The sequence below is a fragment of the Butyricimonas sp. Marseille-P3923 genome (assembly GCF_900184685.1).
GTDB lineage: Bacteria > Bacteroidota > Bacteroidia > Bacteroidales > Marinifilaceae > Butyricimonas > Butyricimonas muris.
Genome location: NZ_FXXL01000006.1, coordinates 15200 through 34790, shown reverse-complemented (window position 1 = coordinate 34790; position 19591 = coordinate 15200). Strand labels below are relative to the sequence as shown.

Here is a 19591-nt window from a genome sequence, read left to right as displayed (position 1 = left end):
ATTACAAATAAAATTAAGAAATCATTATGAAAAGAACATTAGGTCTGGTTGCTGTTGTTGCCTTGTCTGGGTTAATAACTGTTTCCTGTTCTTCATTAAACAAGATGAAGAAGCGTGCAGGAGAAATTTCGTACTCTGTAACTCCGGAAACATTAGTGGCTAAAGGTGGAATGGTAGATTTGAAAATCGACGTGACATTCCCTGCCAAATATTTTAACAAGAAAGTGGCTATCGAGGCTACTCCCGTGTTAAGATTTAAAGGTGGAGAGAAAGCTTACGAGATGAAAGCCATCCAAGGAGAGAAAGTTCAGGGAAATGCAGAGGTTATTCCTTACGAAGCAGGAAAGACGATTACTTATGTAAGCCGTGTTCCTTTTGAGGATGCGATGAGACTTTCTGATTTGGAGATTGATATTACCGGATCTAAAGGCGCTAAAGTGGTGAAATTCGAGCCGAGAAAGATCGGTGACGGTGTGATTGCTACCGAAATGCTGGTTGTTAACGCTCCGGCTACTACTATCGGTGAAGATAAATTCCAAAGAATTATCAAACAACAAGAAGAAGCTGCTATTTATTATTTGATTAATTCAGCTAATATCCGTTCAAAACAAATGACTTCTGAAGAAATGAAGAAGTTGGAAGCATATATCAAAGAAGCTGCTTCTAAAGAAAACATGAACTTGAATGGTATTGATATCAGATCATACGCTTCACCCGACGGTTCTTATGACTGGAATGATAAATTGGCCAACAAACGTGAAGCCGGTTCTTCCGATTTCTTGAAAAAACAAATGAGAAAAGGTAAAGTTGAGCAATACAAAGACGAGAATTTCTTCAAGAAATTTGTGGTTGCTGAAGACTGGGACGGATTCAAGAAAGCTATGGAAGAATCAAATATCCAAGATAAAGAATTGATCCTTCGCGTATTGGAAATGCATTCGGATCCTGAAGTGAGAGAAAGAGAAATCAAGAACATCGCTTCTGTGTTTGCCGTTGTGGCTGATCAAATCCTTCCGAAATTGAGAAGATCTTTGTTCGTGGTAAATACCGAATTGATTGGTAAATCAGACGACGAGTTGAAAGCATTGGCTAAATCCAATCCTGCTGAATTGAATGTTGACGAATTGCTTTATTCCGCTACTTTGTTTGATAATAACAATGATAAGTTGGCTATCTATCAGGCTTGCATGAAACAATTCCCGAGTGATTGGAGAGGTTTCAACGACGCCGGTATGGTTCAATTCGAAATGGGTAATGTTGCAGAGGCTCAAGCAAACTTCAATAAAGCTAATTCTTTGTCAGCTAACAATCCCGTTGTACAAAACAACTTGGGTGCAGTGGCCTTGAAGAATGGTGATTTGAAACAAGCTGAAGTTTATTTCGGTGCCGCTACCGGTGTCGGTCCGGAAGTGGACTACAACAAAGGTATCATCGCTATCAAGAGTGGTGACTACGCTGCGGCTGTAAATTATTTTGGAAAATGCAATTGCGTGAATGCCGCTTTGGCTAACGTACTTGCCGGAAATAATAACGAGGCTTTGAAGAAATTGAATGCAGAGAGCAAAGAATGCCCGATGTCTTATTACTTGAAAGCTGTAATTGGTGCGAGAACCAATGACGCTAACGCTGTAATGAGTAATCTGAGCAAAGCATGCGCTATGGACGCTTCATTCAAACAATTAGCTGCTACCGATATGGAGTTCGCTAAATATTTCGAAAACAGTGATTTCACTTCTATCGTAAAATAAGCGATTGTTAATATATCTAAAAAGGCGACCCTTCGGTCGCCTTTTTTATTTACCTTTTCTTTAACACATACTTTTGTTTTGAATGCATATCTTTGTACTCCAAAAGTTAACGTGATTGAGCATGAGGAGTTTTGTAGGTATATTATTTATTGTTCTTCTGGCTGCATGCGTCCATAATAAAAGTGTACAGGTATCGGGGCGTGTAGAAACCGGAATGACTCGTGATTCCGTCATATCTTTTGACGTGAACGGGACGTCGTACGAGTTCAAGTTGGACAATAAATACTTTTTTTCCGGTAAAATACCACTGGAAAAAGGGGTCTATGCAAGAGTATACAGGCCTAACTCTTTTGACGTGTATCTTTCCCCGGGAGAAGATTTGGAAGTGAATATTGTTCGTAATACTGTGTCTCCGCAATTTAAGGGAACGTTGAGTGCGATTAATAATTACTTGAGAGAGCAGGGGCGAACGATGTCTTATCTTCCTTATGAAGTATATCAGTTGGGAGAAGAAGAATTTATACAGCGAATGCAGGACATGCTTAACATGAATATTCTTTTGCTGGAAGCCAAAAATCTTGGTGATGATTTCACGAACAAGGAAAGAGAAAGAATAAGATATAAGATCGCCTTGCAGGCAGTGGGATATCCGAGTATGCACCAAGTCCCTGATTCCGTGAAATATGAACCGGGAATCGCGTTCACGGATTTTATTACCGGTTTTGATTTTAACAACGAGGAACTGTTGTCGTTCCCTTTTTATAGACAATTCCTGCTGAATTATTTCTATTATTACAGAGGGAAAAATATGAGTGGCAGAAGGCTCGTGAATTATATTTTAAACAACGTGACGAATCTTAAAGTACGGGATTTCTTGTTATCGGAGGTGGTGTATGTCTATTTTGCCCAAAACGGATTGAAAGATTCTGATTACTTGCTTTCGGTATGTTGGAACGAGGTCTCCGATACCAGTAAATTGGTAAAAGTTCGTCAGTTGGTTGATCGTTGGAGAAAATTGTCCGCCGGGGCAACAGCACCGAATATCCTTTTAACCGATGCTTCGGGCAAGGACGTGCAGTTGAAGGATATGCGCGGGAAATATCTTTATATTTGTGTCTTGACGCCAAGTTTCGGTACGATGGGGGAAGAAAAAGAAACAACAGCGTGGAAAGAACTTGTTGAAGAATATAAAGAAAAAAATATACGGTTCCTGACATTTGCCACGGATGAGGAAGCATTTTCGCGTGTAAAAAACATTCCGGGTGAACATTTCCTGTTAAAAGATCCTGATTTTTATCGTTCTTACATGATAACCAATTCTCCCAGATTCATATTAATCAACCCGGACGGCAGGATTACCGATGCTGATGCGTCAAAACCTTCAGGATCGATGAAATTACTTTTGCAGAATATTGGGTTATAATTTATTTTTGTATATTTGTCGATGTTTACGGCAGGTAAATTTATTTGCTGTAATGTTAGGTTAATTATTAGAGCAAGTATAATAACAGATGAAATTTACACTTGTGGCTATGGTCACAAATGGTGTATAAAATTTAGTTAGTATGAAAAGAATTGGTTTATTTTTAGTGCTTGTGACATTTTTACTGGGTGCTTGTGACAGTAATACGGTAAAAGTGCGAGGTGAGGTTGAAGGATTAAAAGGGAAGGTTAAGTTATTGGCAGAAATGCCGGGAGAACCCGGGTTGACGATTTTAGCCGAGCAGGATGTTACGGATGGAAAGATTGATTTGAGGACAGAGCAATTCCAAATCCCGGGTAGGGTATGGGTGGATATTGATGGGAAAACCACGGTTGAAGCTATACTGGACACCAAGGATATGATTTGGATTCAAGGAAAAATAAAGTTCCCGGATCAGATTGAAGCTAAAGGTTCCGGCTTGATGGACGAGTATGATGACCTGAAAAAGCAATATAAAGAGAGATACGGAAAGGATCTTGGAAAAGTAGATCGGTTGATAGAGAAGATCAGCAAGAAAGAGAAGCTGTCGAAGGACGACGAGGTGATGTTGGGTATCCACCAGTTACAGAAACAACGTTTCCTGAGACAACGTGCTAATTGGACGAAACAATTGATTGAAGCGAATCCCGGTAAAGAATTGTCTTTGTTCTTGCTTAAAGATGAGTTACAAGATAGTTTAGCGTTGCAAAAGCGTCTTTTCAAGAAAATGAAGATCGAAAATAAAGAAAGCAATATTTATAAAGTATTGGAAACCAAATTGCAATAAAGTATAAAACCATTAATTGGTTTTTATTTTCCCGTTTTTATTACTTAGTTGTTTTTTAGAGGTACCTACCCGGGTACCTCTTTTTAATTTTTTGTGTCAGGCGTTGCATGATGACATAAAAAACACTAACTTCGCTAATTGTATATGTCAGCTTATGATTAAGAAAATTATTATCAGGATACTGTCTATTGTCATGCTTATTGCTTTTATTGCTGTGGTAAGCGTGCAGTGGATTTGGATGAAATACAGTATGCGGGAAGGAGAAGCACGTTTTACCTCGAAAGTGTATGACGTGTTAGGTAAAGCTGTCAGTTTAGTAGATCAGGTCAGTGAACGAAAACTTTATCAGGAGGTCAAAGAACAATACAATATTCTGGAGGAACAGATTGCGGCCACAGACCAGATGTTGGATTCTTTGGAAAAAGGAAAAGAGCAGCGCTTGCGAACAAATTCCGCGAGTCTTTCGTTTGAGATGCAGCAGGCGAACGGGCAGGTGACGATAAGGCATATGAGTGTCGGGTATCAGGATCCTTTAGAGGGGTATTCAAGATATCTTCAAGAAATCTCCAGAACGATAAGGGAAGCCACAGACAGGAGTTTTCCGCATCAGTTGATAAAATCGGAAGAGGAAGAGGTAAAACAACAGACGGATTCATTGGACGGACAGCGTTTGTCGGATATGATTCGGAAAGTGGTGATCCGTTATATGAAAGAGGAAGATCCGCATAATGCCGATGTAGCCAAACGGCTTGAGGGGGTGGATTTGGATATCTATTTGAAAGATGAGATGGCGAGTACGGGAATAAAGAATCATTTCAAATGGAAGGTGATGAAAGGCGAGGAATTGCTGAAATATATCAAGGAACACGGCAAGAAGGGGTTCTATTACACGGATCTTTTCCCGAATGATCAAATCAAGAAAGACGCTAACTTGTGTATCATGTTCGACACGAAAGATTCGCTCTTCTATAATAATATCGGGTGGATGTTCATTGCTTCCGGTTTTTGTATTATCGGTTTGATGTCCGTGTTTATTATAACGATCGTCGTGATTATGAGGCAACAGAAGCTTTCCGTGATCAAGAATGACTTTATTAATAACATGACACACGAGTTTAAGACACCGTTAGCCACGATTTCTTTGGCAACGGCTGCTATCGAGAAAGAAAAGGTGCTAAACGATAAAAACCAATTGCTGAAATTCAACTCGATGATCCGGAACGAGAATGAACGTATGAATAAGTACGTGGAGCGTATTCTGTTGCAGGCTAAACTTGATCGTCGGGAAGTACATTTGAAGAAAGTGAATGTAAATCTGAACGTGCTGGTGGATGAAACGGTTGAGCATTTTCGTTTGCAGGTAGAAGAACGGGGCGGAGTTATCAAGGCTGACCTTGATCCGGAAGGATACGTGATGCAAGCCGACGAGGTACATATGCTCAACGTGGTATGTAATCTGGTAGATAATGCGATAAAATATTCGCATGATTCGTTGAATATATATATATTTACAAAGCGGGAGGGGAATCGTTTTATCATCGGAGTTCGGGATACCGGAATCGGGATACCGAAAGAGGCTCAGGATAAGGTGTTTAAGCGATTCTATCGCGTGCCGAGCGGTAACGTGCATAATGTAAAGGGATTCGGGTTGGGGTTGAGTTACGCCAGATCGATCGTGGAATTGCACGGGGGTGAGATTCACTTGACCTCGAAAAAGAATAAAGGTACTTTGGTAGAGATTATTTTTAAAATGGAAAATTAAAATTGAATATATGGGACATAAAATACTTTTAGTAGAAGACGATCCTTGTTTCGGATCAGTATTGAAATCCTATCTGGAATTATCCGATTATGATGTAGTGCATTGCACGAACGGGGTGGATGGATTCGAGGCATTTCGCAAAGAGAAGTTCGATTTGTGTCTTTTGGATGTCATGATGCCCGAGATGGATGGTTTTACATTAGGGAAAAAAATCAGAGAACTGGATGTAACCGTGCCCTTTGTTTATATCACGGCAAAGAGTATGAAAGATGATATGAAGCAGGGATACGAGATTGGAGCGGATGACTATATTATAAAACCCTTTGATTCCGAATTGTTGATTTTTAAAATCAAAGCAATCCTTAGCCGTTGCGAACACGAGGATACGGAGGTTAAACCGAAAATGATCGAGTTGGGAGCTTATCTGTTCAACACGGAATTGCGCACGATCACGAAAGGGGATGAAGTGATTAAATTGACTCCGAAAGAATCCCGGTTGTTGGAATTGTTGTACTATCACAAGGATGGTCTGTTGCAACGGGACAAGGCTTTGAATGAAATCTGGGGTGCCAGCGATTATTTCACGGCTCGTAGTATGGATGTGTACGTGACGAAATTGAGAAAGTATTTTAAAGACGACTCATCCATTAAGATCGAGAACGTGCATGGTTCCGGATTCCGTCTGATTCTTGAATAGCCGGTAATTGAAATAAAAAAATAGAAGTGAGGATTTTTCCTCACTTCTATTTTTTTATTTCAATTTGTTCAGTGTACGGTAATGGTTCCTGCATCACTGTTTGCCGAATATTGTGGGGCGTATACACATTGTAGAGTACTGATACCGTCTTGATAGGTTCCGCTTTGCGCGATCCATACCGTGTACTCGAATACATGCGTACCTTTCGGGAGGAAGTCGAAGAAGAAGTTGGTAGCAACATCTGTCGTTTCCTGATAATACACGAGAGCCTCTTGCCAACGGTTGCCGGAAAGTTGTTCCGTCGGTTCAAAACATCCGGCTCTTAAATCTTTCAGATGCACGAATTGCATATCCTGATCGTTGGATACCGTGATACGGATACAGATTCTATCACCGACTTTTAATTCTTGTCCGGCCAGCGGGATTAACGTACTTCCGGTATCTTCTTCTTGTTGGATGAATAGCTGTTTCTTGACAGAGATTCCGCCCGAATGACTGGTGATTTTGTCCAGTTTCTCGAAATATTGCAGGTATAAACCACCCCAGCTTGCTTGCTGTTGTTGTTTTGAGAGCGTTACATTCAGCATTTTCGGGGTAATCTCTTTGCCCGTGAAACTTTGTTTGATGTATCCCAATTTGGATTCTTCCGGGGTAATATTCAATTTCTTGTTACCGAGTTTTACCGCCAGTTCTTCTTGGGATGCCAATTGATTATTTCCCGTGAGGAGTAAAGCGTAGATAGCGTCGACCGTCGTGGGTGTTGAGCCCCAGTTTTGAGTTTGTTTCTGGCGCAATAACCATTGTTTCATCCCTTCGGTATCCGTGGAATTGCCTTCAATTTCACGGAAAGCACTCATGATCGCCACGTGAGTCTGGATAGCGGAGTTGGTGAAAAGGGTTGAACGGTTGTTCGCCCAGTACATACCCATTTCAGGTGTGGTGGTGGAGTATTCTTTCAAAGAATGTATGATTTGTTTCGCCGCATCCGTTTTACCGTATCGATAAAGAGTGATGGCTGACAAGGCTTTCTCGTACAGTGAAAGTTTGGTCCATGAAGTTTCCAGTTGTCCCAGATAGAACTTGTGAGCTTCCAGAGCATCGGTCAACGGGATATCCCGGTATGAACTGCGGGTGTACAGGTATAATATTTGGGAATATCCGGCAGTTTTGATGTCCTTGTAGGATTCTTGGATTTGTTTATCGAGGAAGTTCAACGCTTTGATTTGCATCATCTTTACTTCTTCCGGGTGGCTTGTGGCGTTTAACGAGACAAGCCGTGCCATTGCCTCAAGGACATTTTCAGTCATGAAGGTACTGGAATAGAATCCCTTGAACCATGACCAACCACCATCTTCGTTTTGCAGTTCAGCCAATTTTTTGATGGCTTGCCGGGCGATATAGGTCTGGCGGTTCACGTCCAGAAGTTCACCTAAGGAGTGCATTTGTTGTGTTTCACTCTGTGCTTCGGTTACCCACGGGGAAAGTTGTAGCAGAATGGATTTTAATTCCTGATTCTTTTCCAGCGGAGAAGTTAGTGCTGCATCCGGTTTTTGCATCCATTGCCGGATGGCATCCGTGATTCGCGGATTCGCGTTAGCGATAGCCGTCGCCAATGTACTGACATAATAGGACGCCGTGATTTCGGTTACATTCTCGGTTTGCGGCGTGTTTATCGTCGGCAGGGCGAGAACGGCGTACCATACCGGGTTGGCGGTGAGTTCCAGCGTCAGGCGATATGGGGTAATTCCTTTCGGTGCATTCAACTTGAACGTTTGTTGCCCTTGTTTGCTCGCGAATATCGGTAAGGTTTGAGTCACCAGTGTGGCATCGGGAACCACGGGAAGCACATGTTGTTCTCCGTCACTGAATTGTGTTGAAGATGCAACAATACGACACCCGAGTAGATCCGTGTCTTCCGGGGCGGTAAACTCGAAACTTACGGTTTGGTTCTCTTGTGCATTCACGTTGAACGGTTGTTGTTGTTTCCTGATCACGACATCCGTCGAGGGAATGAACAGTTCGAGGTATGCTTCACCTTGTTGTGCGGTTGTCGTGAGATTATTGATTGTCGCTTGCAGCACGACCTTATCCCCCGTGCGTACGAATCGGGGCAGATTGGTATTGACCATAAACTCTTTGCTCGTGATAACCGATCTTTCAATTTGTCCGAATTGCATATCCCGGGTATGTGCCAGTGCCATGAATTTCCACGTCGTGGTAGATTCCGGTACCGTGAATTTGATTACCACGTTACCCGTTGAGTCCGTTAAAAGTTGCGGGTAGAAGAATGCTGTTTCTTGGAAATTTTGTCTGATTTGCGGAGTCGCGTCAATAACACTTTCTTCCGATAAGACTCCCGGAACACCGGAATCGGCTGATGCTTTGAATGAACTCAACCCTCTGATATAAAATTTCGTGTTATCATTATCTTCCGCAATACCGGCAACCTTTCTGGGCAATACTATTTCTTCTTCTGCCATTGCTTCTACCATCATTTCTTGTTTTGCCCCTCCTCTGGAATGGCCATATCCCGCGACAACAGCATTATCCCAACCGAGGAATGTGGATTGGCTTAATCCGTAGAGGTTTAATCTATTAAATTCAAATCCGGGTACCTCCATGCGTTTCTGATTATAGCCGAGAGTTCCCCTTAACGGATAGTTCTCAAACCTCCACCGGGGCGTTGTGCTGTAATTGTAGTAAACCGGGTTGAAATTCCAAATGTTTGGACGGATTTTGTCCAGAGAAGCATCATACATACCTGCCATCATCTCTGCAATGACAGCTTTTCCCTGTCCGTTTTTAATGATGAATGACCATTCTTCTTTTTGTCCGGGAGTAAGATGATCCCGGAATGTTTTCGTGATAATATCCAGTTTTTTGTCAGCTTCTTCCCGAGTCAGCATGAAATTATTCGTGAAAAATTCGCCGTCTTTGATAAAGCTGACAATTACCTCTGCCTTCTTCCCGAAATCCTCTTTATACGGTATAGCCAAAGTCGTATTGGAGTTGTTTAGTACCAATCGTTTTTGCTCCATGAGTTTCTGGTCGGAGTATATTTCATATAATACATACACGTCTTTAGCGGATGAGCCTAATAAGATTCTGGCATCTTCTCCCGGGATGCAAGTTGTTTTCTCTTCCACGCTCCAGAAATAGGTGAGATAAGGCGGGCGTTTATCCTGAGGGGAATAAAGATATATGATATTTTCGTTGGTAATGTTACTATTGTCTCCCGTGCCGGAAAGTTTCAACAGATACGCTCCGGAAGGCAGTGAAGATAGATTCAACTCCAATGCTTTGTCCGTATTGGTGGTAAATGTGCCTTCCAATACTTTTTTATCCACAGGTAAATTACTCCGGTCATATTCTTCCCCGAGTTTTTGTAGCGGTTTTAACGCGGATAACTCGTAAGTGATATTTTCGGTTAATGGATATTCGTTATAGTTTAGCGTCGTGACTGTAATACTATTCGGTTTCTCTTTATTCATGTAAGGATAAACGGAAGAATTCAACCGATAGTTTTGGGGTGTTACTTGTACCGAATAATTGGACTCTTGTGTTTCCCCGTTGGGAGTGGTGACCGTGACCGAAACCGTGTACGTGACGAAATTTCTATAAAGAGCCCCGGGAGAATTGTCTGTTGTTTTTTCCGTGTCGAATGAAACACTGAATTCGCCTTTCTCGTTTGTTTGAGTTTTCCCGGCGGCAATTGTATTTTCTTGGAATCTCCACGCGAAAGAGCGGCTTTGGATGGAGTAGGTGACTTTACTATTGCCCGCATTGGCGCCGGAATAGTTCTTGGCGATACCGGAAACCGTAAGTCGGTCACCAGCTTTGTAAGCTCCTTTTATCGGGTTAAAGGTGATTTCGAACTTCGGGCGTTTGTATTCGGCTACGGTAATGGTGTGATTGGCTTCGCCTGCGGTAATGAAGAAAAGTCCGTTCAGTACGTCTTGCGGTAACGTGAATTTACCGGCAAAGGAACCGAACTCATTGGTTTGTACTTCTTCTTTCGCCACGACTTGGTTATTGACATCCGATAACGTTACCGTGTATTTCTTTCCTGTGACGGCTTTTGAGGCTTCGGCGGTTGCTTCCCAAGAAATTCCGCTGAAATAGACGATTTGTCCCGGTCGATATATTGCCCGATCGGTAAAAAGACTGGTTTCTTTTACTATCGGTTTCGAGGAACTGAAATATTGATTCGGGAGGCGGGTTACTACCCCGTGGTCGTCACTCCCTAAAGTAACTTGATAGAGACGGTCTTGGGGGACGTTTTTTATAGAGGCAATTCCATTCGCATCGGAAGTGAATTCTGTATCCAGAACATATTTACGTCCGCTTCTGCTGTAAATTTTCACTTTTGCCCCTTGAATCGGTTTTCCGCTGACGAGATCGCATACAAGTACATTGTAGTTTTTGTCACTCGTTTTGCTGGCAATGGTTGACAGACGACTGGAACTGAAATAAGAGGAATCCGCTTGCTGTTTTGCCGTTCCGTAAGAAACTGTCAGTTGATAACGCCCGGTACTTGTCACGGGAATCTGTAAAACGGTATCCTGTGAATACAGTTCTTTGGGGAGGCGGTACGTGTGGGTAGATATCTTTTTCAGTTTCGGTGTTTTTTTGTCAAGATGCAAATAGTCTAATGTGGTTTCATCAACTTTATATAGCGTGAACGAAATGTCGGATAAATTTTTGAACGAGAGTTTTATGTTTTGAGTGTGTCCCGGATAGACATTGGGTTCAAGCGTATAAAATACGTTCGTTCGTGTTATCTCTTGAGCCATTTGTTTCAAGATGTTGATCCGGAAATAATTCGGGTATTGGCGAATACCTTTATTGCATATATCCAGTGCTTTTTTGTATTCAGGTTTTTCCGTGGTGCCGGGATTGGCATAATTGAATCTGGCGGGTTCATAATAAGTCAGCGCGAGTTTGTAAAGAACTTCCGTGTTGTAAGGGCTTTTGTTATACTGGTGAGCCAATTGTTCTAAAGCGCTTGTATATAGTGAATCGCTGTCGTTCGTGTTGATTACTCTACGAATATATTCCAGACGATCCAGATCGGAAATGAGAACGGCATCCACACGTTTGGCTGTCAGTTCCGATTGTAATAGAGATTGATAGAGTTTGATGATATTTGAAGAAACGTCGAAGGTTTTAGCCTCGATAGTCATTCCCACGAAATCCGCTACTGGAGCAAATAATTGATTATCGGTGACCGGACTCTGTTTGTAATATTGTGAAATATTATAGAGGCCGTTTAATATATCAATACTGCGATATACCAGAAAATCGTACATTGTCGGTCGAAGAGCCGGGGAGTTTTTCCCGAGAATCATTATTTCCTTGTAATCCAGACAATTTACTTCTGCAAGTTGCGGTTGCGCTTTCACTGCGTCCAGTGCGTGCTGAAATATTTTCTCGATATATATGTTACCGGTCCATTCCGCCATGTTGCGGGGGATATATCCGGTAACGGGAGTCCTGTTGTATATTTGGGAGAGTTGACTCATGTAATACATTTGGTAGAGTTCCGCTATCAATGAATGAAGAATGCTTTTTTCCACCGTATTCCGGTCTTCTCCGATGTATTTTTCCAGATCCTGTAACATGGGAGGGATACTATCCATGTCAATCAAAGCCTGATACTTGATTTGGCGAATCAGAGATTGTATCAGTAGCGGGGAGTTTTTTTCTTTTACCGCTTGTCGATAGTCTTTCTGTGCTTGAAGCAAGGCCATTTTCGGGGCTGCCTCGTTTTCTTTGTCGGAGAGATTCTGCTGACTGAACGCAACATGTACTCCGAATAATAATACCGTAATAATTAGTAGTCTTTTTATCATATCGTTATCTGTTTGAATTATACTTTTTCATCCTATGTTATTCGCAATTCCCAACGGGAAAGTTATTACATAGATGCAAACGGAACAGAAATTCCATAAAAGTACGAATAAAATTCTTTAATGTATCTTTGGAGGAAATAGATTATTGCCGGAATGTTTCTGTCGAATTGCAGTTGAAATAAGTTCCGGTGAATGAATTTCAGTTCGTTTTATGTCGTTCTTTCTACATGCGGGAGTGTTTGAAGAACGAAAGATAAACGAGAGAAGAACGAATGAAGGGAAGGAGTTGAAGGGATTTTGTAGGTTTGTTGTGCTGATTTCTAGTATTTTATATGCGAAAGGCTGTCTTTTCAGGGACAGCCTTTTTTTCATTTTAGAAAGTTGTTCAAAAAGTACTTAGATGCAAGGTAGGAACGCGGCAGATGAGTGCTTTTTGGACAACTTTATTTGAAGTTTGCGAATTCGCCTTGTTTCAGGAACTCAACGGCAGCTTCAATATCTTGATACATCACGCGGTCCTCGCTGTTGAACGGCACGATAGTGCGGAATTCAGACAGGAAGTTTTCCAAATACTCGGAAGTTTTGGTTGGGCGTTGCATGTCGATAGCTTGTGCGGCGTTCATTAACTCGATAGCCAGTACGCGTTCCACGTTTTCGATTACTTGTACCGTCTTCACGGCGGCGTTACCACCCATGCTGACGTGGTCTTCCTGCTCGTTGGAAGAGGGGATAGAGTCAACGGAACACGGGCTGCACAGTTGTTTGTTCTTGCTCACGATAGCGGCTGCGGCGTATTGCGGGATCATGAAACCGGAGTTCAAACCGGAATTGGCAACCAAGAATTCGGGAGTCTTGCGGTCACCGGCAATCAAACGGTATACCCGTCTTTCAGATATACTGCCTAACTCGGCGATAGCTATACTAAGGAAGTCGAGAACCAGTGCCAACGGTTCGCCGTGGAAGTTACCACCGGAGATAATCAGGTCATCGTCCATGAAAATGGTCGGGTTGTCGGTCACGGAGTTGATTTCGCGTTCCACCACGGAAGCCACGTAATTCACGGTATCTTTCACTGCACCGTGTACTTGCGGCATGCAGCGGAAAGAATACGGGTCTTGCACGTGAGTTTTTTCCACCTTTTGGAATTCAGAGCCTTCGAGTAAAGTGCGGATATTGCGTGCCGTTTCGATTTGTCCCGGATGAGGACGGGCCTCGTGAATTTGTGGCAAGAACGGGTCGATGCGTCCGTCGTATGCTTCCAAAGAAAGGGCACCGATAATATCGGCATATTTAACCACCTTGAAAGCGTTCAATAGAGCGTAAACGGCATGTGAGCTCATGAATTGAGTCCCGTTCAACAAGGCCAAGCCTTCTTTTGCACCCAATTGGATAGGTTCCCAACCGAATTTTTGGTTGATCTCTTTGGCGGGATAGATTTTGTTTTTATAGAATACTTCACCCTCTCCAATCAGCGGTAAAAATAAGTTGGCAAGCGGGGCAAGGTCACCGGATGCACCCAATGAGCCTAATTCTTTTACCACGGGAAGCACGTCTTTGTTGAACATATCGATGATACGCTCCACGGTCACCAGTTGTACTCCTGATTTACCCAAGGAAAGAGCGTGAGCCTTCAGTAACAACATTAAACGGATAATATCCTGATGCACGGGTTTTCCCACGCTACAAGCGTGTGACATCACGAGATTGGCTTGCAGTTGACTCAGGTCTTCGGGCGAAATGGTGATCTTGCATAAAGAACCGAATCCGGTCGTGATGCCGTACAACGGCTTTTCGGAAGTGGCAATCTTGTGATCCAGATATGCCTTACAGTCATTAATTAACTTCTTGCTCTCGTCAGATAAAGCGAGTTTATATTTTTTATTAATGATTTTCTCTATTTGATCGAAGGTTAAATACTCCGGGGTAATATAATGAGTCATTGGAATTTTAGATTTTAAATTTTAGATTTTAGATTGCACACATGCGGGGACGAGGTCCCCTTGGTTTATAAGGTTCGTAAGGTTCATAAAGTTGAACCTGCGGTTCTGAAAGTTTTTTACTTTATAAACCTTATGAACTTTATAAACTTTATGAACTCTTTTCCCGTCAGGGAAAACGAGTATCGAAGCCGTGGTTTTTTAGCGGGCGTTGTTCTTTGCGGTATAGTTGCATACGCTTTTATTTTAATTTCTCTGCCAATTCGATGATTGCAACACTTTCTTGTTCTCCCGTGAGCATATTTTTCAGGGTTACCATGTTGTTGGCGATTTCGTTTTCCCCTACTAATGCCACGTACGGGATATTTTTCTTATCGGCGTACGTCATTTGTTTTTTCATCTTGGCGGCTTCCGGGTATATCTCGGCGTTAATGCCTGCTGCCCGTAAATTTTTCAAGAGCGGGAGGCAGAAAGCCTCTTCTTTTTCCCCGAAGTTGACGAACAGGATACGAGTGGTTGCCGTGGCGTCTTTCGGGAAGATATCCAATTGGTTCATCACGTCGAAGATACGGTCGGCACCGAACGAGATTCCCACGCCCGACATATTTTTCATCCCGAATATTCCGGTCAGGTCGTCATAACGTCCTCCCCCGGTGATACTTCCGATTTCCACGTCTAATGCCTTGACCTCGAAAATGGCCCCCGTGTAATAGCTTAACCCGCGGGCAAGCGTGAGGTCTAATTTTACTTCAATTCGGATATCGAGTTGTTGCAGGTAACGGAACACGGTACTTAATTCTGCCACGCCTTTTAAACCGATTTCGCTTCCTTGCAGTATTTCTTGCAGGCGGGCTAATTTCTCTTCGTTCGTTCCTTCCAGATGCAGGATAGGTTGTAATTTTTCGATGGCCTCTTCCGATACTCCTTTTTCCCGTAATTCGGCGTTTACATTCTCTGCCCCGATTTTATCCATTTTGTCGATAGCCACGGTGATGTCAACCAATTTTTCCGGGTGACCGATGGTTTCGGCAATTCCGGCTAACACTTTCCGGTTGTTCATCAACAGGCGGACATTTATCTTCAAGCGTTTGTAGACCTCGTCCACGATTTGCACTATTTCCACCTCGTTTAACAGGGAGTCGCTACCCACGACATCCACGTCGCATTGGTAAAACTCCCGGTAACGTCCCTTTTGCGGACGGTCGGCACGCCACACGGGTTGTATCTGGTAACGCTTGAACGGGAACGTGATTTCGTTCTGGTGTTGCACCACGAAACGGGCGAAAGGTACCGTCAAATCGTAACGCAAGCCCTTCTCGCAAATTTTGTTTGTCAGGCGAGGAATGTTGCGCTCCGTCATTTCGCTATCGGTAACAGAGGAAAGAAAATCGCCGGAATTTAGTATCTTGAAAAGTAATTTATCACCCTCTTCCCCGTATTTACCCATCAACGTGGAAAGGTTCTCCATGGCAGGAGTTTCCAGTGGCAAATAGCCATACAGTTTGAATACGGATTTAATCGTGTCGAATATATAATTTCTTTTCACCATAATTTCCGGTGAATAATCTCTTGTCCCTTTAGGAATAGATGGAGTCTGTGCCATTTTTCGTTTTTAAGCTTTAGATTTAAATGTGTTGCAAATATAAACGATTCTAATTTCTTTTGAAACTTCTTCGGGGAATTAATTGATTTTAGATTTATGATTGTTGATTTCGGATTTTGAGGTTGTTTATTAGATAGAATTTTCTGATATTTGTTTCGTGGACCAGTGGTTTAGTGTGATGATAAGAGAGGACATATTATTCCGGAAAATGCAAGAGGGTGACTGGAGTGCTTTCAACTCCTTTTTTGACCGTTATGCGGAACAATTATTTCATTATGCCTTGGGATTCGTGAAGCATCGGGAAGAGGCGGAGGATATTGTGCAGGAAGTTTTTATTTACTTGTGGACGAATCGGGATAAAATTACTTACACGGGTTCCGTTTATGCCTATCTTTGCCGTTCCGTTAAAAATTCATGTATCGATTACAAACTTCACGAGAAGGTCGAGGAACGTTATCGTCAGGAAATGATGATGACCGGAGTGGATGATTCTGACGAGAATGATAATTTCGAGGAACTTTATGACCGTTTGCAATCCATTATGGAAACCCTCCCCCCGAAATGTAGGGAAATTTTTATCTTGGGATGCATGGAAAGCATGAGTTATAAAGAAATCGCCGAGCAACTGGATATTTCCGTGAACACGGTAAAGACACAGATGAAAACAGCGTATAAGAAAATTAAGGATGAATTCGGCGATAAGGACAAGAGATTTATGATGATTCTTTTAGTCGCTTTCGAGTAAAATTATTATTTTTGCAACAGCGGTTGAATCAACCGTGGTTGCAAAAATAATAATTTTAGTTCAAATGAAGTTTTATAATCGAGAAAAGGAAATTGAAGAATTGAAGCGGGTGCAGGGACTTGCTTTCACGCGAAATTCCCGAATGCTTGTTGTAACAGGGCGGAGGCGTATCGGGAAGACCAGTTTGATAAAGCAGGCATTTCAGGATGATGGTTCTGTGACGCTTTATTTCTTTGTCGGTCGGAAGTCGGAAAGTGTTTTGGTTTCCGAATTTGCGGGACATGTGCGTGAAGTGTTATCCGTGTTTGTACCGGAAGGGATGATTTCGTTTTCAAATTTGATGCAATATCTTTTTGAATTGGGTAAAACACGTTCCTTCAATCTCGTGATAGATGAATTTCAAGAGTTCTATAATATTAATGAAACAGTTTTCAGTGATTTGCAAAATTTGTGGGATTCATATCGGCAGGATACACGTGTAAATCTGGTCATTTGTGGTTCCGTTTTTTCTTTGATGCAGAAGATATTCACGGAGCATAGTGAACCCCTGTTCGGGCGGGCGGATAATATCTTACAGTTGCGTCCGTTCAAAGTGGAAGTTTTGAAACAGATTATGGAAGAATACGCTCCCGGTTATAGTAACGATGATTTACTTGCTCTGTACACGATTACCGGGGGAGTCCCTAAATACGTGGAGTTGTTTTGTGATAACGATCGATTGACTGTCGAGAAGATGTATCGTTTTGTTTTCTCTGAAATGTCGCCTTTTTTAGATGAGGGGCGGAATTTGTTAATCACGGAATTCGGGAAGAATTACGGGACATATTTTTCTATACTCCAAGAATTGGCTAACGGGTATTACACGCAGGGCGAGATTGAAGCTCGTTTGGGAGGAATAGCCATCGGGGGACATTTGAATAAACTGGAAAATGTTTATCATTTGATCACACGTGAACGTCCTATTTTCGCGAAGCCGGGTAGTAAAAAAAATGTTCGCTATATTATAATAGATAATTTTTTGAGTTTCTGGTTCAAATATATAGAGGGTAATCGTTCCTATATCGAATTACAAAATTTTGATGATTTGTATCACTTGGCGCAGGCTGATTATCCGACTTATTCCGGACGGGTATTGGAAAAGTATTTCAGGCAAAAACTCGCGGAAGCCGGAGGTTTCAAAGAAATCGGCTCATGGTGGGAAATGAAAAGTATGTCCGGTAAACAAAAGATAGAGGCTTTTGAGATTGATATTATTGCTTTACGGGCACGAGGCAACGAGGCATTGGTGGCAGAGGTGAAACGAAATGTGAATAACTATAATCATAAGTTGTTCATGGAGAAAGTGGAACACGTGAAGCAAAAGGAAATGGCGAAATATTCCATTGAAACGAAATTCTTCTCTTTGGAGGATATGTAGTTTTCTGGGTATGTTTATAAAATTGGAAAAATGAAAGAACAAGATATATATAAACTACTTGCGGATGGAGAGTGTGTGACATTGGAATGTAAGAAAGCACAGAAAGGTGTGCCAAGTTCTTTATGGGAAACGTATTCTGCTTTTGCTAATACATATGGTGGTACCATTCTTCTTGGTGTTGACGAGAACATGGTAGGGGAGGGCCAGGCAAAGAGATTTGTCATTACCGGTGTGGGAGAGGCGGATAGGATGCGTAAGGACTTGTGGAACACGATAAATAGTCATGAGAAGGTAAGTATCAATTTGTTGCGTGACGAGGATGTGCAAGTTGTGTCTGTGGAGGGGAAGAACGTGATAGTAATAAATGTACCACGAGCAGATTATACTATTCGCCCTGTGTACATTAACAATAATCTTTCAAGAGGAACTTACAAGCGAAATCACGAAGGTGATTATCATTGCACGGAACAAGAACTAAGAATGATGGTGCGTGATTCTAATGAAACAGGCAATGATCGTATGTTCTTAGAATATTATACGATGGATGATATTGACATTCCTTCTTTGGAACGGTATCGTATGTTGTTCAGGACAGATCATCCAGAGCATGTATGGAATAGCCTTGAACATAAGGAATTCCTAGTGCAGATTGGTGGCTATGTGGTGAATCGTAAAGAACAGACTGAAGGATTGACTATGGCAGGATTGTTGATGTTTGGTAAGGGCTTACCCGTACGTGACCGTTTTGATAATCTTCGTATGGATTATATTGATAAAACCAATCTTATAGGAGAGCAACGTTATAGTGACCGCCTTACATACGATGGAACTTGGGAAAATAACCTTTTTAATTTCATACAAAATGTGTTGCCTAAATTGACAAAAGATCTACCACGACCATTCAGGATGGAGGGGGTTATCAGGAAAGATGATACACCTCAACATAAGGCTGTGCGTGAAGCTTTGACCAATGCTATCATTCATGCAGACCTAATGCTTAATGGTGTATTGAAAGTAGAAAAATATGATGATCGTTTTGTTCTTACAAATCCGGGCTTACTAAAACTTCCTGTAGAACAAATTTATGCAGGTGGAGAGTCAAGAGCTCGTAATCAGCGTATGCAAGCAATGCTTCGTGCGATTGGTTACGGGGAGAATCTTGGGTCAGGCTTCCCGCTTATCCTTAGTGCGTGGAATGAGAAGCATTGGTTGAAGCCGGAACTCATTGAGCAACCGGAATTAATGCAGGTAAAATTGATACTGCATATAGAAACTCTTGTAGAAGAGAAGCCTAATGACATGTCGGATGTCTTGAAGAATGTCTTAAAGAATGTCTCAAAGGATGTCCTAAAGGAACTTACTGATCGTCAGAAATCTATATTAGAATTTATCTATTGTACGCCAACGATGACTGGACAGGAAATGTCTGAAAGACTTCGAGTATCAGAAAAAACTGTGCAGCGTGATTTTTCTGCGATTAGGAAACTTGGCATTAATCTTATACGTGAAGGTGGAAAGACTTATGGGCATTGGATAATCAAAGAGCAACAAGGTGGTGAATAAGAATTAGTATGTTATTAT

At 42.0% G+C, this 19591-nt stretch carries 11 protein-coding genes; 8 read left to right on the top strand and 3 right to left on the bottom strand.

The genetic code is table 11. The features are described 5' to 3' along the window. Positions 1-26 precede the first annotated feature (26 nt). From CS948_RS06105 to CS948_RS06085, 5 genes are all read left to right on the top strand, one after another. Entirely contained in the window at positions 27-1748 is a 1722-nt protein-coding gene (locus tag CS948_RS06105) for a tetratricopeptide repeat protein (RefSeq protein ID WP_099290844.1), read from the top strand. A gap of 121 nt (positions 1749-1869) precedes the next feature. Continuing rightward, positions 1870-3171: a redoxin family protein gene (locus tag CS948_RS06100; protein ID WP_141560893.1), complete on the top strand. Its 1302-nt coding sequence runs from the start codon at positions 1870-1872 to the stop codon at positions 3169-3171. A 142-nt stretch (positions 3172-3313) separates the two neighbouring features. Then, on the top strand, positions 3314-3997 hold the full coding sequence (locus CS948_RS06095) for a hypothetical protein (RefSeq protein ID WP_099290842.1): 684 nt from the start codon (positions 3314-3316) through the stop codon (positions 3995-3997). Between the two features lie 154 nt (positions 3998-4151). Next, positions 4152-5759, top strand: coding sequence for a sensor histidine kinase KdpD (locus tag CS948_RS06090; protein ID WP_255301885.1), 1608 nt, complete (start codon positions 4152-4154; stop codon positions 5757-5759). Between the two features lie 10 nt (positions 5760-5769). Further along, positions 5770-6456, top strand: coding sequence for a response regulator transcription factor (locus tag CS948_RS06085; RefSeq protein ID WP_099290841.1), 687 nt, complete (start codon positions 5770-5772; stop codon positions 6454-6456). Between the two features lie 68 nt (positions 6457-6524). Here the strand turns inward: CS948_RS06085 and CS948_RS06080 are convergent, their stop codons facing one another. The 3 genes from CS948_RS06080 to hisS form a co-directional block, all read right to left on the bottom strand. Then, positions 6525-12308, bottom strand: a complete 5784-nt coding sequence (locus tag CS948_RS06080; RefSeq protein ID WP_099290840.1) for an alpha-2-macroglobulin — start codon at positions 12306-12308, stop codon at positions 6525-6527. A gap of 443 nt (positions 12309-12751) precedes the next feature. Continuing rightward, positions 12752-14248, bottom strand: coding sequence for a histidine ammonia-lyase (gene hutH, locus CS948_RS06075; RefSeq protein WP_099290839.1), 1497 nt, complete (start codon positions 14246-14248; stop codon positions 12752-12754). A 238-nt stretch (positions 14249-14486) separates the two neighbouring features. Then, the gene (gene hisS / locus CS948_RS06070; protein WP_099290838.1) at positions 14487-15848 is read right to left on the bottom strand and encodes a histidine--tRNA ligase; all 1362 of its coding nucleotides are present in this window, start codon (positions 15846-15848) and stop codon (positions 14487-14489) included. A gap of 178 nt (positions 15849-16026) precedes the next feature. Between hisS and CS948_RS06065 the strand changes: the two genes are divergently transcribed. The 3 genes from CS948_RS06065 to CS948_RS06055 all read left to right on the top strand — a co-directional run bounded on the left by CS948_RS06065 (position 16027) and on the right by CS948_RS06055 (position 19573). Next, positions 16027-16593, top strand: a complete 567-nt coding sequence (locus CS948_RS06065; protein ID WP_099290837.1) for an RNA polymerase sigma-70 factor — start codon at positions 16027-16029, stop codon at positions 16591-16593. A gap of 64 nt (positions 16594-16657) precedes the next feature. Beyond that, a complete protein-coding gene (locus CS948_RS06060) occupies positions 16658-18010 on the top strand; it encodes an ATP-binding protein (protein ID WP_099290836.1) in 1353 nt (450 codons plus the stop codon). 30 nt (positions 18011-18040) lie between these two features. After that, positions 18041-19573: an RNA-binding domain-containing protein gene (locus CS948_RS06055; protein WP_099290835.1), complete on the top strand. Its 1533-nt coding sequence runs from the start codon at positions 18041-18043 to the stop codon at positions 19571-19573. The last annotated feature ends 18 nt before the right edge of the window (positions 19574-19591 follow it).

Bases quoted from the DNA above. Each gene is read 5' to 3' on its own strand.
- CS948_RS06105 (WP_099290844.1), top strand. From the start codon at position 27: ATGAAAAGAACATTAGGTCTGGTTGCTGTTGTTGCCTTGTCTGGGTTA.
- CS948_RS06100 (WP_141560893.1), top strand. From the start codon at position 1,870: ATGAGGAGTTTTGTAGGTATATTATTTATTGTTCTTCTGGCTGCATGC.
- CS948_RS06095 (WP_099290842.1), top strand. From the start codon at position 3,314: ATGAAAAGAATTGGTTTATTTTTAGTGCTTGTGACATTTTTACTGGGT.
- CS948_RS06090 (WP_255301885.1), top strand. From the start codon at position 4,152: ATGATTAAGAAAATTATTATCAGGATACTGTCTATTGTCATGCTTATT.
- CS948_RS06085 (WP_099290841.1), top strand. From the start codon at position 5,770: ATGGGACATAAAATACTTTTAGTAGAAGACGATCCTTGTTTCGGATCA.
- CS948_RS06080 (WP_099290840.1), bottom strand. From the start codon at position 12,308: ATGATAAAAAGACTACTAATTATTACGGTATTATTATTCGGAGTACAT.
- hutH (WP_099290839.1), bottom strand. From the start codon at position 14,248: ATGACTCATTATATTACCCCGGAGTATTTAACCTTCGATCAAATAGAG.
- hisS (WP_099290838.1), bottom strand. From the start codon at position 15,848: ATGGCACAGACTCCATCTATTCCTAAAGGGACAAGAGATTATTCACCG.
- CS948_RS06065 (WP_099290837.1), top strand. From the start codon at position 16,027: ATGATAAGAGAGGACATATTATTCCGGAAAATGCAAGAGGGTGACTGG.
- CS948_RS06060 (WP_099290836.1), top strand. From the start codon at position 16,658: ATGAAGTTTTATAATCGAGAAAAGGAAATTGAAGAATTGAAGCGGGTG.
- CS948_RS06055 (WP_099290835.1), top strand. From the start codon at position 18,041: ATGAAAGAACAAGATATATATAAACTACTTGCGGATGGAGAGTGTGTG.